The organism is Nocardia sp. NPDC060255, from assembly GCF_042727395.1.
In the GTDB taxonomy this organism is placed as follows: Bacteria; Actinomycetota; Actinomycetes; order Mycobacteriales; family Mycobacteriaceae; genus Nocardia.
This window is the reverse complement of the sequence record NZ_JBHXAU010000021.1, coordinates 107,476-123,784: the sequence shown is the minus strand read 5'-3', so window position 1 is coordinate 123,784 and position 16,309 is coordinate 107,476. Positions and strand designations below refer to the sequence as shown.

14 protein-coding genes are annotated in these 16,309 nt (G+C 68.8%); 2 read left to right on the top strand and 12 right to left on the bottom strand.

Going from position 1 to position 16,309, the window contains the following annotated elements:
- Positions 1–224: 224 nt before the first annotated feature.
- A complete protein-coding gene (locus tag ACFWF1_RS31685) occupies positions 225–689 on the top strand; it encodes an NUDIX domain-containing protein (protein ID WP_379283481.1) in 465 nt (154 codons plus the stop codon).
- Between the two features lies 1 nt (position 690).
- On the opposite strand, the gene ACFWF1_RS31680 is transcribed toward ACFWF1_RS31685, so the two are convergent.
- Positions 691–1,455: an SDR family NAD(P)-dependent oxidoreductase gene (locus ACFWF1_RS31680; RefSeq protein ID WP_379283480.1), complete on the bottom strand. Its 765-nt coding sequence runs from the start codon at positions 1,453–1,455 to the stop codon at positions 691–693.
- A gap of 176 nt (positions 1,456–1,631) precedes the next feature.
- Between ACFWF1_RS31680 and ACFWF1_RS31675 the strand changes: the two genes are divergently transcribed.
- Complete coding sequence (locus tag ACFWF1_RS31675) at positions 1,632–1,991, top strand: hypothetical protein (RefSeq protein ID WP_379283479.1); 360 nt, start codon at positions 1,632–1,634, stop codon at positions 1,989–1,991.
- Here the strand turns inward: ACFWF1_RS31675 and ACFWF1_RS31670 are convergent.
- The 11 genes from ACFWF1_RS31670 to ACFWF1_RS31620 all read right to left on the bottom strand — a co-directional run bounded on the left by ACFWF1_RS31670 (position 1,988) and on the right by ACFWF1_RS31620 (position 16,273).
- On the bottom strand, positions 1,988–3,880 hold the full coding sequence (locus tag ACFWF1_RS31670) for a CocE/NonD family hydrolase (RefSeq protein ID WP_379283478.1): 1,893 nt from the start codon (positions 3,878–3,880) through the stop codon (positions 1,988–1,990). The two genes, ACFWF1_RS31675 and ACFWF1_RS31670, sit on opposite strands and share 4 nt — an antisense overlap.
- A 19-nt stretch (positions 3,881–3,899) precedes the next feature.
- The gene (locus ACFWF1_RS31665) at positions 3,900–4,763 is read right to left on the bottom strand and encodes an SDR family oxidoreductase (RefSeq protein WP_379283477.1); all 864 of its coding nucleotides are present in this window, start codon (positions 4,761–4,763) and stop codon (positions 3,900–3,902) included.
- A gap of 79 nt (positions 4,764–4,842) precedes the next feature.
- Positions 4,843–5,319 carry an FHA domain-containing protein gene (locus ACFWF1_RS31660; protein ID WP_379283476.1) on the bottom strand — a complete coding sequence of 159 codons (477 nt, stop codon included), beginning with the start codon at positions 5,317–5,319 and terminating at the stop codon, positions 4,843–4,845.
- 167 nt (positions 5,320–5,486) lie between these two features.
- Positions 5,487–6,773 (bottom strand): VWA domain-containing protein, encoded by a 1,287-nt coding sequence (locus ACFWF1_RS31655; RefSeq protein ID WP_379283475.1) that lies wholly within the window; start codon positions 6,771–6,773, stop codon positions 5,487–5,489.
- Positions 6,770–7,807 (bottom strand): protein phosphatase 2C domain-containing protein, encoded by a 1,038-nt coding sequence (locus ACFWF1_RS31650; RefSeq protein ID WP_379283474.1) that lies wholly within the window; start codon positions 7,805–7,807, stop codon positions 6,770–6,772. The genes ACFWF1_RS31655 and ACFWF1_RS31650 overlap by 4 nt, the downstream gene beginning before the upstream one ends.
- Complete coding sequence (locus tag ACFWF1_RS31645) at positions 7,804–10,212, bottom strand: tetratricopeptide repeat protein (protein WP_379283472.1); 2,409 nt, start codon at positions 10,210–10,212, stop codon at positions 7,804–7,806. The genes ACFWF1_RS31650 and ACFWF1_RS31645 overlap by 4 nt, the downstream gene beginning before the upstream one ends.
- Positions 10,209–11,393, bottom strand: a complete 1,185-nt coding sequence (locus tag ACFWF1_RS31640) for a hypothetical protein (protein WP_379283471.1) — start codon at positions 11,391–11,393, stop codon at positions 10,209–10,211. The genes ACFWF1_RS31645 and ACFWF1_RS31640 overlap by 4 nt, the downstream gene beginning before the upstream one ends.
- A complete protein-coding gene (locus ACFWF1_RS31635; RefSeq protein ID WP_379283470.1) occupies positions 11,390–12,361 on the bottom strand; it encodes a glutamate ABC transporter substrate-binding protein in 972 nt (323 codons plus the stop codon). The genes ACFWF1_RS31640 and ACFWF1_RS31635 overlap by 4 nt, the downstream gene beginning before the upstream one ends.
- Positions 12,358–13,617, bottom strand: coding sequence for a hypothetical protein (locus ACFWF1_RS31630; RefSeq protein WP_379283469.1), 1,260 nt, complete (start codon positions 13,615–13,617; stop codon positions 12,358–12,360). The genes ACFWF1_RS31635 and ACFWF1_RS31630 overlap by 4 nt, the downstream gene beginning before the upstream one ends.
- 103 nt (positions 13,618–13,720) lie before the next feature.
- Positions 13,721–15,139 carry an MFS transporter gene (locus ACFWF1_RS31625; RefSeq protein WP_379283467.1) on the bottom strand — a complete coding sequence of 473 codons (1,419 nt, stop codon included), beginning with the start codon at positions 15,137–15,139 and terminating at the stop codon, positions 13,721–13,723.
- Positions 15,140–15,229: 90 nt separating this feature from the next.
- Positions 15,230–16,273 (bottom strand): AraC family transcriptional regulator, encoded by a 1,044-nt coding sequence (locus tag ACFWF1_RS31620; RefSeq protein WP_379283465.1) that lies wholly within the window; start codon positions 16,271–16,273, stop codon positions 15,230–15,232.
- Between the last annotated feature and the right edge of the window lie 36 nt (positions 16,274–16,309).

Sequence of the window (16,309 nt, the reverse complement as noted above, 5' to 3'; positions counted from 1 at the left end):
CCTCGCCGACGTTGACGGGTGCGCACTATTGGACAGGTGATCATGGGGAACTGGTGCTGTTGGCCTCTCGCTCGATGCCAGCATCATTTCCTCATGATCAGTCGACCAACAAGCCCGATTGGGTTTGCCGGGACGACGTACCGGTCTTTGATGGCTACGATCGAGCCAATAGCAGTCCTGGCCTTCTGCAACGGCCGTTTGTCCGAATCTGATCAGGAGACCAGGTGACGTTCCGCAGTGTGGTCGGTGTGCAGCTGTTGATGAGCCGGGGCGAACGGGTGTTGCTGGCGCGGCGGCGGAACACCAGTTTCGGGGACGGGGAGTGGAATGCGCCCGGGGGCAGGCTGGATGACGGGGAGGATGTGCTCACCGCGGTCATTCGGGAGGCCGAGGAAGAGATCGGGGTGCGGGTCGAGCGGGATGACGTGCGGATGGTCGCGTCGATGCACATACAGTCGCCGCCGGGGCAGGCGCTGATCGTGTTCATCTTTCACACGGATACCTGGTCCGGCGAACCGCGGAACCTCGAGCCGGACCGCTGTTCGGACCTGCGCTGGTTCGACTTCGACGATATCCCGGAGGAGACGATCCTCAGCACCCGCGCCGGCCTCGACATGTTCCGGCGCAAGCAGCATTTCGGGCTGTACGGCTGGCCCGAGCACGCGTCGCTCGGCGCGCAGAACTGGTAGGTCAGAGCAGCGTTCCGCCGCTGGCATCGATATAGGAACCGGTGATCCAGCGAGAGTCGTCTGACGCGACGAAGGCGACGACATCGGCGATGTCGGAAACCTCACCCACGCGGTTGAAAGCGGACCACTCCGACATTTGCGCGACGGTGGCCGGGTCGTCGAAGACCGGATCGCCATTGTTGGTGACGCCCGGCGCGACCGTGTTGATAGTGATCCCCCGGGGCGCGACGTGCAGCGCCAGTTGCAGCGTGATCTGCTCCATCGCGCCCTTGCTCATCGCGTAGCAGATCTGCGAGGGCAGCGACGTTCTGGTCATGCCGGAGGAGATGTTGATGATGCGGCCACCGGCGGGCATCGTTGCCAGCGCGCGCAGGGTCAGGTAGTACGGCGCCTTCGCGTTCACCGCGATGTGCCGGTCGAACATTTCCGGTGTGACGTCCTCGGGCATGGCGCCGGCGAACCCCGCGTGCGCCGCGTTGTTGACCAGGATGTCCAGGTTCGCGGTGCCGGTGCGGGTGAGCAGTTCCGGCTCCAGTTGCGCGAACAGTGCCGAAACCGCCTCTGGCGCACCGAGTTCGGCGCACACCAGGAATGCTTGACCGCCCGCCGCCTCGATCTGCCGGACGGTCTCCTTGCCCGCCTGCTCGTTGCTGGAGTAGTGCACCGCGACCAACGCCCCCTCCTGCGCGAGGCGGCAGGCGATGCCGCGTCCGATGCCTCGACTGGATCCGGTGACCAGGGCGACTTTGCCCCGCAGCTTGCCCATGACTTCCCCTCACGTCTACGACTTCTTGTAGTAGATCATAGTGAGATACCTGAAAAGGACAATCCCGGCGGCCGGTGCCAAACGCCACAGCCGAAAGGGGTTGCCCTGGACCGCCACACAGCATCTCCACACAACCCCCACGGAGCCCCCGCGACCGCGAACTATGGTGAGCCGTCATGATCAAGATCCGCCCGCTCCCCGCAGCGCTGCTCTACATTCTGGGCTCGATCCTGCTCGGCCCCAGCATCTTTCTGGCCGGCTACTTCATCACCCCCGCGAACGGCGACTTCTGCGACATAGGAGCCCACGGCTCCCGTGCACAACGCGACCGCGACTACGCCCTGATCGACACGATCCAAACCACCGGCGCGATCGTCATGCTCGTGCTCGGCACGCTCGCGCTCATCTACTTGTGGCTCAACCTCCGGAGGATCGGCTGGCTCCCCACGGCAGTGCTCAGCGCCGGGATCTTGATCATGGCGTCCGGCTATCTGCTGATTCTGAGCGCCGCGCAATACGGAAACCCGAGCTGCTAGGCACGCCCCGTCCGCAAGGTGAGGTAGCTCGGCTGGTCGGGGTCGAGCACGATGGTCTGACCGGTGATCGCGCGCTGCTTCCACGGCGGGATCAGGTGACGCGGGAAGCTGGTGCGGCTCACTGCGATTCGCAATCGGTGGCCGGTGCGCAGAACAGCTTCGGTGGGGTTGATCTCGATGTCGATGACGAACGGCTCACCGGGGATCACCGGCAGCACGGAGTCGGCGGTGAGAGTGTGCAGCGGAAACAGCAGTTCGCCGCCGACGTACTCGCTGCCCGCCGTATCGATCGCCCGCAGGGTGGCGAGCAACGCGCCGCGGGTGATCGGCACGGAGGCTCCGCCGGGCTCGACATCGCAGATGGTCACCGACCAGAACGCTTCTGTCCCTTCGGCTTCCACGTTCAGGTGCAGGTTCATCGGACCGGACAGGACCGTGTCTTCCGCGAAAGGTTCGGTGGTGAAGGTGACCGCCCCGGCCTCGGCGTGCCGGTCGTCGGTGCCGAATCGGCTCCCGAAGAGCAGGGTCACGCCCATGCTCATCACCCCGGTGTTGTTGGACGCCATGCGGATTCGCCCGGTGGGCAGCGGTAGTCGGGATTCGATCTCGGCCGGCTCGGCGGACAGCCCGGCGTCGGTACCGGCATGCGGTGCGGCGCCGGTGATTTCGGAGTTCAGGTAGAGCCGCTGCAGGGTCGCGGCCGGATCCGGGAACTCGTTGTGCCGCAACCACTGTCCGTCGCCCTGCCTGCGAACGGTGATGGGACCGTATCGATCGATGCCGTTGTCGACACCCTTGACCCACCGATCGAACCAGGCACATTGCAGCTCATCGATCGCCTGCGGACTGTCCGCGGCACCGAGACCCGAGCCGACGGTGAGGTGGTAGGAGTCATCGACCAGGACCTGTTTCGCCCCGCCGGACAACGGGATTCGGTCGAACATGCGAAAGTTGGAGCGGTTGTAGACGTCGTGCCAGCCGCCGTGGATCCAGGTCGGCGCGATGATGTCCTCGAAGCGGGCCAGTTTGCTCGCCCACATCGGGTTGAGGAAGCTGTCGGGATGCTGCTCGGTGAGCCCGATATCGATCGCATGCCGCACCCAGCCCGCCGGGTCGGCGATCCGATCACGCAGGAACTGCCTGGTGATCCCGGCGCGCAGCAGACCGGGCACCGAGGGCAGCCATTTGAAGCCGGTGACGGCCAGGATCCACAGCAGCATCCCTGGTGTCGGCACGCCACCGGTCAGGCCGAGTTCGCGCACCGGATCCTCGCCCGCCTCGATGGCGAACACCGCGCGCAGGCCCTCCGGCCGCAGACCGGCGGTGATCAGCGCGGAGATGGCACCGTAGGACACCCCGGTCACCGCGAAATCGCCATTGCACCAAGGCTGTTCGCGCACCCACGCGACGGCCTCCAGATAGTCCTGCTGCTCCCGCGGCTGGAAGAAATCCCAACTCCCGGTGGAGGTTCCGGTACCGCGCACATCGATCATCAGCCCGACGTACCCGCGGCGCACCGCGGTACGGTTTATCACGAACGGTTCCAGGATCCCGCCGGCGGGCGTGTGCAGCACGTCGCGCGCGGTGAACCGCCGCCGATCCGAGGAGCCGACCCGCCCGGCCAGCGCACGTAATGTGTTGTGCCAGCGCATGCCCTGCCGGTTGATCATCTTGTTGTACGGCGTGAAATTGATGATCGCGGGCAGCGGCTCGCGCGCGGGCCCCGCCCCGTCGCCGGGCCGCAGGATATCGGCCGTGAGGATCACACCATCCGACATCGGGATGGGAACGGTGGTGGCGCCGAACAACTTCGAGTACCGGGCAGGCCCGATATCGAATCGATGGTTCGGCGGCACCGTCGCCGCGGTAGTGGTCAGCGGCTGGGCCATTAGTGAGGTCCTCTCGGCGTCAGCGCACGGTGTTCGTCGTGGCCGGTTGATCGATATAGCGACTCATCGCCCAGTTCAGCCCGCGCATGGCGAGGTTGTACGACGGTGGAAAATACCGTTGCGCCAAGTGCCCGATGCGGATGTCGTTCGAGGTGTAGACGAGATAGCGATTGCGCTCGACCCCGCGCACGATCGAGCGCGCCGCGGCCTCCGGTGTCGCCGCCCGCTTCAGGAACAGCGCCATCGCGCGCTGCACCACCTCGGCGTCGCGATCGATGCCCGCGATGTCCACCCGGTCGGCCATCGGCGTCGCCATCGCCCCGGGACAGACCAGGCTGACCCCGACCCGGTGCTGACGCAGATCGAACCGCAGCACCTCCGACACTCCGCGCAACCCGAATTTGGCCGCGCTGTAAGGCGCGTGCCACGGCAACCCGAACAGTCCGGCGGCCGACGATACATTCACCAGATGCCCACCGCGCCCCGCCGCGATCATCGGCGGCAGGAACTCCTCGATCACGTGGATCGGACCCATCAGATCGATATCGACGGTGCGCCGCCATTGCGTGTGGCTCAGCCGGTCGACGGTGCCCCAGGTCGCGATCCCGGCCACGTTCATGACGATGTCGACGCTGTCCACCTCGTCGTGCGCCCTGGTCGCCAACGCGACCACCTGATCGTGGTCGCTGACGTCCGCGGTCGCCGCGAGGTGCACATTCGCCCCCGCCGCCCGTGCCAGCGTCGCGGTCTGCTGCAGACCCTCCGCATCGATATCGGTCAGGATCAGCGAGGCGCCCTTGGCCGCGACCGCGAGGGCGGTACTGCGGCCGAGACCGCTGGCCGCCCCGGTGATCAAGCAGCTCTTGCCGCCGAACGTGGTCATAACTCACGACGATAGGCGGAAATGAACACTGTTGTCCACGAAACGCCGGATGCTGTCCCAGACGCAAAAGAGCTGGCGCTCAGGCGGGTTCATGCTCGAACACGATGGTCGTCCAGCCGCCGAGATGGATCCGGTCACCGCTGCGCAGCGCGACCGGCACCTTCGCGGGAATGAGCTCGTCACTACCGTTGACGCTGGTGCCGTTGGTCGACCCGAGATCGGTGACGGTGAGTTCGGCACCGTCGAGGTGAATCATCGCATGCGCCCGGGACACCCCCACGTCGGCGGGCGCGATACCGAGATCGATATCCGGCGTCAGCCCCTGCGAGACACTGCGCTTGCCGATCAGAATATCGTTGCCGTGCAGGGTGATTCGCCGTTCAGGATAGAAGGCGGGAAAGCCGACCTGATCGGCATCGGGGCCCTTGCGCGCGATCACCCGATCGTAGAACTCACGATCCGCGGTAATGGTGGCCACCCAGGAAGCCGAGGGGGCGGACACCGCCACCGAGGCCTCCGCGAGCAGCAGATCAGGCCGGACAGCCGGCGTGGGCAACGCCGAATCATGTCCGCACACTTCACAGAAACGCCCACTGCTCGGCGCGCCACAGGACGGACACAGCGCAACCGGTTCCGCCGCGACCGCCTCCCCGATCGGTGCTCCGCACACATCGCAATAGTCGGTCGCACTCGACCGATGCCCCTCCGGACAGGTAACGGCCACTACCCCTCCTTCCGTACCCTGGCGGTCTTGGTCGAGCGAGCGTCCAGGGCCATCTCGTCCGCGGCCGCGACGCTGGACCGCAACCGCACCGTCCCGCTGCGCTCATCGACCTCGACCACCCCGCGCAACAGCTTCGCCGTGCTCTCGTTGCCCGACTCCGCCGCGAGCTCCACCGCCCGCCGCAGCTTGGCCGTCGCGGTATCGGTATCGCCACTCTTGCGCGCCGCCAACCCTTCCTGCACCACCTGCGCCAACTCCGCCTGACCGGTGTAATGCGCCACCCGCCTGCTGATTCGGGCCGACAGCTCGCTGTCGGTGGTCCACACCGCCTTCACCAGCCCCTGCCCGAGCACCTCGTCGCCACTCACCACGCTCACCCGCGCGGCGAGCTTCTCCCGGCCGGGCGCGGCGGGTTCCACCTCGACCTGCACGTGATAGTCGCGGTCCTCGGCACCCCACGCACCGAGCGGGTACTCCCCCACCTGTGCCGCGGTCTCGACCCGCCGCGCGGTGAGGTCCTCGATGGCCGGGGCGACCTGCTTGACGAACCGCACCTTCGCGCCGGCCGGCGTCCACACCCGCAGCGTCAGTTCCGGAATCGCCTTCGCCATCGAGCCCTGCATCATCGCGGCGAAGTCGGCGGCCAGCTTGGCCGGGTCCGCGACGATGTCGACGGTCCCGTGCAGCGCCGAGGCGATGGTGCGCAATTCGTCGACCCGCCAATCGGTTCCGACGCCGCGGCAGTCACAGGTGAACACGCCCTCGGACTGCTTGATCTCCGCGGCGAGCGCCGCGGGCTCCTCGTGCTCGTTCTTGCCGTCGGTGAGCAGGATGGCGTGCACCATCGCGCCGGGATGCTTCTTGGCCAGCTGCCTGGTCAGGCCGAGCCAGGTGCCCATCGCCGTGCCGCCGCCGGGGGTGAGCTTGTCGAGTGCGCGCCGCGCGGCCGCGCGGGAGTCCCGATTCGCCGCCAGGGACGGCACATTCGACGGAAAGGCCAACCGCGCCATCGCCGTGCCCTCGATGATCGCGAACTTGGTGCCGTCGGCCATCACGTCGAGCGCGGCCAGCGCGGCCTGGCGCGCACCTGGGAACTTGCGACCGGTGGCCATCGAGCCGGAGCAGTCCAGGATGAGGATCTCCAGCCGTTCCTGCGGCGCGGCCGCCACCACCAGATCGGCCGCGGTCTCGACGGTCACCACGGCGTCGACCGTGCCGACGCCGTCGGCCAGATACTCGTTCTGATCGATGGCTACCGAAATGCCATTGCCTGCAACGGAACTCACTTGACTTCTCCTGGCTGTGGAACGGGGACGAGCGCGACGGTGATGTTGTCGCTGCCGCCGCAGCGCAGCGCGAACTCGACGAGCTCGCGCGCGGCGACGGCGGGGGCGGTCGCGGTGGCCACCTCGGCGAGCGCGGTCGCGTCGGACAGGTAGTTCCAGAGGCCATCGCTGCACAGCAGCAGCACGCCGGGGCCCGTGGTGCGCAGCGTCCGAATGCAGCTGTCGGACCACGGTTTTGCCGGGCCGTCCGCGCCGAGCCAGCGGATCAGGGTGTGCGCCCTCGGGTCGTTCATCGCGGCCTGCTCGTCCATCGCGCCCGCGTCGACCAGGGCCTGCGCCCAGGAGTCGTCGGAGGTCAGCCGTTGCGACGGCGGGTTGCCCGGCTCGTCGGGCGCGTCGGCGTGCAACCAATACGCCCTGCTGTCACCGACATTCGCGACGGTGATCTCGGTGCCGTCCGCGTCGGCGCGCACCACGGCCGACACGTAGGTGCACGACGGCGCGTGGCCGTCGGCCACCGCGATATCGCGGACCGCCTGCGCCGCCGCGGCGAGGCCGGCCATCGCCGCCTCGGCCGCGGGCAGTCCGTCGAGCAGCGCGGTGCGGCAGGCATCGACACCTGTCCTGGCCGCGGTACCCGAGGCCACCTGCGGATCTTCCGAGGAGGACACCCCGTCGGCGACCACGAGCACGACCGTCCCCGGCGCCGCGCCGGTGCCGTCCAGCACGGCCGCGGCGACCGCATCCTCGTTGCGCGCGTGCGAGATTCCGCGATCGGTCACCACCGCGACAGCGCCGAGGTCCGCGTCGAATCGGTCCGGTGCCCCACGCAACTGCCCACAGTCGACGCAGTAACCGTCGCCGTCGTACTGCAGCCCACCGCACCCGTCACAGGCGCTGGGCGGCCCGGGTTCGTTGTTCGGCAACGCGATTCGCTTGCCGCCCAGCTCCTGCCCGCAGTTCTCGCAGAAACGATCCTGCTGACGCACCTCGGCCGCGCAACCCGGACAATGCAAACCAACCCCCTCGCTCATAACCTGGTCCTCGGCCGGACCGTGTTCGCCTGTTCTACCAATGCGAATCGCTCCCACATGTCGTCGGTTTCCCGGGCCAGGTCCCGATAGCAACGCTCCAATCCGGTACGGACACCGTCGTGATCCAGCTTCGCGCCGAGCAGCGGATCGAGGGCGTTCGAGACGCCGCCCGCCCGTAGCCAAGCCAAGGCGGCGGTCAGTACGCGCAAACGCACCTGTGCGCCACGGCGTTTGGAATCCAGCCGCAACCGGGCCACCCGCTCGCCCGCGTCGCGCACGATCAACTCGGTGAGCTCTGCCGGTGACCGCCCGTTCAACGTCGTCTCTACCGCCGCGATTCTCGCGTCGGTGAACAGCGAAGAACCGGCATCGACCTGATCGAGTACCGCTACCGCGCCATCGCGATCGCCGGCCGACGCCCGCAGCCTGGCCAACCCGAACACCGCACTGAGATACGTCCGATCGGTCCGCCACACCGTCTCGTAATAGTTTGCCGCACTGCGCCTTTCCTGCGCGGCATGGAATCCAACGGAATCGGTGGTCGCGGCACCGGAAAGCTCGGCGACGGCCGCCAGCGCGAGTTTTGGCGCCCCCTCGCCGGGCAACGCCGCGTACACCGCGTCGAACTCGCTCGTCGCCGCCGCGAAATCACCGGCAAGCAAACGACTTTCCCCGCGATACCAGGCGAGCCGCCAATCGCCGGGCAACGTCTCGGCGACCTCCGTCAGCCGCCGGTCCGCCTCAGCGGTGTCGCCCACCTCCAGCGCGGCCCGAATGAGCCGCAACGGGATCTCGGTCGACGCCGCGCGCCCGGTGACGACCGAGCGCAGGCCGGCCTCGAACGCCTGCTCCAGTTCCGCCGGAGTGGTCCCGCTCGTGGTGGCGAGCAACGCGGCCGCGCTGTCGGTCGGATCGACCAGCGGAACCGGCAGGGCGGCAATGATATTCGCCGCATCCACCGCCGCATCGACGCCGAAGACACCGCGCGGCGGCCCGAAGTAGGTCGACATGCCGGGCCGCGGCACCCCGTCGTCGGTGGACAGGACCTCGCGCAGCACCCCGGTCAGCTGATCGGCCATCTCCTCCATCGAGGCGAACCGCACGTCCGGATCGTCGTCGGTGGCGCGCGACAGGAACCGGTAGAGCGAATCGTAAGTAACCAGCAGCGGTTCGGTCTCCGGACCCGGCAACTCGGCGAAATGCCCGCCCCGCTGCGGCACATCCATCAGCAGCACGGCCAGCGTGCGCCCGACCGTGTAGACCTCGGTGGCGATGGTCGGCCCGGTCTCGGCGATCTCCGGCGCCTGATAGCCGATGGTGCCGTAGATGGGGCTGTCCTGATCGTCCATGGCGATCACCGCGCCCAGGTCGATGAGCTTGAGCTGCTCGTCGGTCTGCATCACGTTGTCCGGCTTGAAATCACAGTAGGCGAGGCCGAGGGAATGCAGATAGCCGAGCGCGGGCAGCATCTCCAGCACGTAGGCGATCGCCTGGGCCGGTGGCAGGAATCCGCCGCCCGCGTCGCGGTGCGCGCGCAGGATCTGCTTGAGCGAGGTGCCGCCGACGTACTCCATCACGATGTAGCCGACCGCGACCCCGTCCGCCCCGGCGTGCTCGACGAAGTTGTGGATCTTGACGATGCTCGGGTGCTCCACCTCGGCGAGGAAGCGCTTCTCCGCCACCGCGGCCAGCATCGCGTCCGCATCACCGGCGTTGAGCAGGCCCTTCAACACCACCCAGCGGTCGCTGACATTGCGGTCGATCGCCAGGTAGATCCAGCCGAGCCCACCGTGGGCGAGGCATCCCGCGACCTCGTACTGTCCGGCGACCAGATCGCCCTTGATCAGCTTGGGCGCGAAAGAGAATCGGGTGCCGCAGTTGGCACAGAAGCCCTCGCTGCGGCCGGGCTTTCCGTCCCGGCCCCGGCCCACCGGCTTCTCGCATTTGCCGCAGAACCGCTTGTTCTCCGGCACCTGCGGGTCGGTCATGATCGCGGTGCTCGGATCGATCCGCGGTACTCGCGGCACCTCGACCATGCCCGCCCCGAGCCGCCCGCGCCTGCTCGACCTGGACGAGGATCGACCGGTGCGCACCGAGCGCGAGCTCGCCCGAGCACTGCGGGTGCTGCCGGACATCGTCGCGACCGTCTCCGGGGCGGGCGCGGTGCCGCATACCTCGCAATAGCCGTCGATAATCGTTCCGCCGCAACCGGGTTCGGTGCAGTGCCGATGCGCGGACTCGACCGTCGTCGACTCGGTCGTCGCGTTGGCCGCCTGCGCCTGAGCCGGCTTCGCCTGCGCCGCCGTCGAATGCACGGTCGTCGCCTCGGCCGGGGCGGTCCCGCACACCGCGCAGTAACCGTCTTCGATGGTGCCCGTGCAGCCGGGTTCGGTACATGCCCTCACGGTCGCCTCCCCGATTTCTCCGCGATGAGTTGCTGATAGTCGGCGACCGCGCGGGTGACCGCCGCCAGATCACACGGCGTGCGCGAGAGCAGCCCGGCGGCGATCTGATGGGAGGCGAGCAGGTCACGGTCTTCGCCGACGCCGAGCCGCGCCGCCTTGGCCTGATAGGCGGCCAGCCTGCCGCGCAGTTCACCGCGCCGGTCGAGCAGGCCCTGGGCCAGATTCTCGGCGGCGGCGGCCGCCGAGCTCGCGATATCGATGCGGCCGCCGAGTTCCAGCAGTGCCGCCGCCGCACCGGGATTGGCCGCGACGGCGTCGAGCTGGGCGCGCAGTTGGCCGACATCGTCTGCGAGCACCGGCAGCGGACCCGACACGATGGCGCGCTCGACCTTCGCCCTGGCCTGCGCGGCCCGCTCCCGGGTTTCCTGCAGTGCGTCCAGCTTCTGGCGCGCGCCCGTGATCGCGCCGGGCCAATTGGCCACCACCGCGGCGAGTTCGGCGAGCACAGCCGCCTCCCGCCGCATGGCAGCGGTGAGTTCGGCGAGGCGGGCATCGATCTCGGCATTGGTCAGCGCGAGCGGGTCGGTGGCCGAGCGGCTCAGCAGATCGGCGATGCCGTCGCCGATCGCACGCAGCTGCGGGGTCACGCCACCGGCTTTGTCCAGGGTGTCCTGCAGCGGCGCAAGCCCGGACATCACGCGGGTGTTCACCTTGTCCACCGCGTCGAGGAATTCGGCGATCATCGGGAAGGTCGCCCGCATGCGATCCAGCGTATCGGCGAGCCCGACGAACAGCACGAATTCGCTCGGACCGGTCAGCGAACGTTCGGCAAGCGGGATCGGCGTGCGCGACACCTCGTGCGGCCGGCCGCGCAGCAGCTCGGTCAGCTGCGCGCGTTGCCCGTCGTCGAGCCTGGTGCGGTTGCCGCGCACCGCCTGCGCGGAATCCAGGATCGCGCGCATCCGGCCGAAGTCCTCCCACATCAGCGCGAGCGCGTCGCGGACCGGCAGCCAGCGCGCCTCGGTGACCCCGGACGGCGGGTAGCTGCGCACCAGGTTCAGTCCAGGATGCTTGTCGAGCTCCAGCAGGGTGGCCACGATCGAATCGGCTTCGCTTGCGCGCCTGGCCAATTCGCGGTCGATCTCGATCAGGGTGAGCGGTTGCATGATGGCCGGGCTCATCCCACATACCGTGGCTCGGGCGGCTCCTGGGCCGGGCCGAGCGCGCCGAGCCGGGCCTCGGAGATCCGCCGCCAGGTGCCGTCGGCGCGCATCCGCTCGAGCACGCCGTTGACGAAGCGGATCATGTCGTCGCCGCCCTTGGGCAGGCCGACCGCATAGGCCCCGGTGCCGACGGGCTGGCCGACCACCTCGAGGTTGTGGTCCTGGGCGACCAGGCCGAACAGGATCGGGTCGTCGCCGCTGATCGCGTCCACCTGCCCCAGTTGCAGCGCGACGAGGCAGTCGGTCCAGTTGGTCACGCCGATGACGGTGGGCCGCTTGGGCAGCGTGAACAGCGGCGCGGGGGCAGTGGTGCCGCGCGCCACGCACACCCGCTTGCCCGCGAGGTCGTTGGCGGAGTTGACACCCGACCCGCGCGTCGCCAGAATCCGTTGCGCCGCACGGTAATAGACGGCCGAGAAGTCGACATCCTTGCGCCGCTCACAGGTCGCCGAGAAGGTCCGCACGACCATGTCGACCTGTTTGTCGCGCAGCGCGGAGATGCGCTCGGCGGCGGTCACCGAGCGCAGTTCGATCTTGTCCGGATCCCCGAACAGCGCCCTGGCGATCTCGCGCGCGATGTCGATATCGAAGCCCTCCAGCCGGCCGGTAGCCGGATCGCGGAAGCCGAACAGGTAGGTGTTCTGGTCGACGCCGACGCGCAGTCGCCCGTTCGCCACGATCGCCGCCATCGGCGAACCGGCGGGCATCGCACCGGCTCTCGGCAGCGGGCCGGGCCGCAGCGACCCTTCCGTGTCACAGTCGCCCTCGCCCTCGGCCTGCGGCGGGGTGGTGATCTCCGTCGCGCCCGCGGGTTGCGGGTCCACCGCGGCGAGCGTGCTCGGTGTCGGCAGATCGCCCGACCCGCAAGCCGTCATCAGAACGCTCGCGCCGACCAGTAGCGCGGCGAGCAGCAGGCGGGTATTCACAGGAACTCCTTCAGCCGCGGCCACAGTCCGGTCACCACGGCGGCCGCGGCGAGCACCAGCAGCACGAGCGTGCCGAACGGGCTGAGGATCAGCACCGTGCCCGCATTCTGCAGCCCACCGCGCAGGTCGCGGCGGGCCTGGGTGAGGTTGTCGTTCAGCGAGCGGTCCAGCGCGGCGAATTGGGTGGCCGACGAGGTGGGCTCGGTGCCGATCGCCTGCGCGAGGGCGGCCGGATAGTTCGCCGCCTGATAGGCCGCGACCTGCGCGCGGTGACCGGCCGTCCACTTGGTGAGCTGTTGTGCGGCAGCGGAGTCCGGGCTGACGACGGTGCTAAGTCGGTCCCGCACATCGGTGGCGTGCCTGTTGTACGACTCCTCACCCGCCGCGATATCGCCGCGGGTGATCAGTTGCAGCGTCTCGTCGGTGCGGGCCTGCTGCGCCGCGATGCGCGCCTTCGCCAGGGTTTCGAAGCGATCGCGCGCGCCGGACGCGCCGGTGTCCAGCACGCTCGCGGCCACGCCGGTCGCGACGACCACCCACAGCAGCGCCAGGATCGCCGCGCCCGCCGCCGCCATGATGCCGACGTTGGCCAGTCGGTTGGTGCGCCGCAACAGGATCCACGACCCCACCGCGCAGGTGAACAGCACCAGCAGGATCAGCACGATGCTCAGCACCGGCGGCGCGCCGATGGCCCGCTGGTCCGCGCGCACCGCGGCGAACCGGTCGGTGGTGAGCCGCTCGGCGTTGGGCAGCAAGGACTTCTGCATCACCGCCGAGGCCGCGCTCAAGTAGGACGACCCCACCGGGAAGCCCTGCCGGTTGTTCGCCCGCGCCGTCTCGATGAGGCCGGTGTAGGCGGGCAGGTCGGCGGCGATTCGAGCCACGATCTGCCTGGTCTGCTCGTCGGAAACGCCCGCGGTGGCCTCCGACAGCGCGGCGGCGGCGTCGGCCAGCGACTGCTGATACTGCTGGCGCAGCGCGGGCGCCTCGATGCCGGTGGACAGGAACGCGGTAGCCGCCGAGGCGTCGGCGGCCGAGAGCGCCACGTACAACCGCTGCGCGGCGAACGCCAGCGGTTCGGTGCGGTCGAGCGCGACGTCGCGGCGCGCGCTCTTGTCGCTCATCTGGTTCGCGCAGGCGAAACCGGCGAGCAGGCACAGCACGACGGAAACGACGACGACAACGGCGATCACCCCCGGCGTCGTTCCGGCGAAGCGTCGCAACCACAGGGTCCCGTTGCGGATGCGAGGTCCCACACCGTCCTCCTAACATCTCCCCGGCCGGTGCATTCGATCGCGATAGTACGGGAGGAGGATTACGGCTGCCGACCGATTGCCGAGGTAGTGGACAATCGGGGTTTCAGACGCCGGTGCGAACCAGCTTGGGCGCGGTGCTGATTCGAGCCACGACCAGAGCGGCGGCGCACAGGCCGGTGATGGTGAGCCAGCCGAGATTGGCCGGCGGCCGGAAGGCCTCGGCCGAGGTCAGCGCGTCGGGATGGCTGGCGATCAGCGATCCGATGACCGCGACGCCGAGCGACTGGCCGATCTGGCGTGACGTGGTCGCCAGGCTCGCCGCGACCCCGGACTGCGCGGGCGGCAGACCCGCCACCGCCGTGGCCGTGATCGGCGTGTAGATCAGGCCGATGCCCGCGCCGAACATCGCGTAACCGATGAGCAGCAACAGGTTTCCGCCGCCGTCGAAGGTCGCCGTCAGCACCGCCGCCGCGGCGGTCGCCAGCACCGCGCCCGCGCTCAGCGCGCTGCGGGCGCCGCGGCGCGCGACGATCCGGCCCGACATCGGCCCGAACACGAACATGGCGACGGCCATCGGCACCAGCGCGAGCCCGGCGGTCAGCGGCGAGTCGTGCCGAATCTCCTGGAGGTAGAAGGTATTCAGGAACAGGAACCCGCCCAGCGCGGCGAAGGCGAGGATCGCGATCACGAACGCGCCGGTGAACGGGGCCGACCGGAACACCCGCAGGTCGATCAGCGGGTGCGGGTGCCGCGGCGCGTACCGCAGCAGCGCGGCGAGGCAGGCCACCGACCCGGCGAAGCAGCCGATCGTCAGCGGCGCGAGCCAACCCCGGTGCGGCCCTTCGATAATCGCGAACACCAGCAGCCCGAGCAGACCGATCACCAGCAGCTGCCCCAGCGGGTCGAGCGCGTGCGGACTGTCGGACTTCGACTGCGGAACGACCAGGAAGGTGAATGCCAGCGCGACAACCGCGATCGGCACGTTGATCCAGAACACCGCCTCCCACCCGATCGCGTCGACCAGGAAGCCGCCGACCACCGGACCGGCCGCCATGCCGATCCCGACCGATCCGCTCCAGATCCCGATCGCCCTGACCCGCTGGCCGGGTTCGGTGAACACCGCCGAAATGATCGCCATCGCAACGGGAGTGAGCATCGATCCGCCGACCGCCTGCAGCACCCGGAACGCGATGAGCCAGCCAATCGAGGGCGCGAGACTACAGGCCAGCGAACTCACGGCGAATATGGCGAGGCCGAGCTGGAAGATGGTCCGGCGACCGATCCGGTCGGCCAGCGAGCCGGACAGCGTCAGCAGGCAGGCCAAGGTCAACGTGTAGGCGGCGACCACCCACTGCGCCCCGGCCAGCGAACCGCCCAGCCCGTGCCCGATGGCCGGTAGCGCGACGTTGACCGCGGTGGTGTCCACATTCGCCATCACCACCGCGGTGCAGCAGACCGCCAGCACCGTGGCCTGCCGGATCGTCTTCGGGACACTCGGCGCGACAGGGGCGCTGATCGACATGCCAGCATACTTGCAGCATCCCGCCGGTCTGCCGCTCCCAACACACCGTGCGGTTCGACTCGTTCCAGTTGGGAGCTCCTGATGAACTCCCTAGTGGGTGCCTGCGGGGACCGGAGCCCTGGTCGGTATGGCCGACCGGCCGCCGTGCAGCCGGAACTCCTGCGGCGGGCAGCCTTTCCATCGGCGAAAGGCGCGGATGAAGGAGGCGGCCTCGGCGTAACCGAGGCGGGCGGCGACCTGCTCGGTGGTCAGATCGGTATAGGCGAGCAGCTGCTCCGACATCAGCTGCCTGACCTCGTCGAGCAGGCCGCGGAAGGAGGCGTCCTCGTCGTTGAGTCGCCGCGACAGGGTGCGCGGGCTCATGAACAACTCGTTGGCGACCGCGATCTGATCGGGGATATCGCCGGGGGTGCGGACGAGTAGATCGCGGACCGCGCCCGCGACACCGGAGCGGCTGCGATGCCGGTCGAGCAGCTCGCGGCAGAGCTGCGCACAGGCACTGCGCGCCTGTTCGTTTGTTTGCGGCACCGGAACGTCGAGCGAGCGGCCGTCGAACGAGACCGCGTCGGCGTCCGCGCCGAAAATGGGCAGCACGCCGTATATCTCGTGATACCGGCTGGTGTCCGCAGGCGCCGGGTGCCGGAATTCGACTCGACTGGACGGAATTCCGGTATCGAACAGCTCGCTACCGATTGTCTTGATACCGGCCAGGATTCGCTCGGCGAGAAAGACGCGCAGGTCCGGCGGGCATTCCGCATCGTCGAATCGCACGCTGGTGACCCCCGCGGTTTCCTCGACCAGGAGCCGCCCGGAAACGGAGGCGCGGTCGAGGTAGCGCACCAGCACATCGACCGCGTCGCGCATTGTGCGGCTGCTGAGCAGTGCGAGACCCCAGGGTCCGGACACGGGGATATCGGCCCGGCTGCCCGCTTCCGCACCGAGGCCGGGCGCGGCACCGACGCGTTCGAGCACATTACGCACGACCCGTAATTCCTGAGTGGCCGTGCACTCGATATCGGCCGGCGACAGCATGGTGCCGGATAGGCATTCCACATCGGACATTCCGCGCTCTGCGGCGAGCTCGATCAGCACGCGAACGCTGGAAGTGCTGCGGCGAAAATCCCGGTCGAACATGTACTCGCATTCCTCATCGAATTCGCCGCCCCGGAC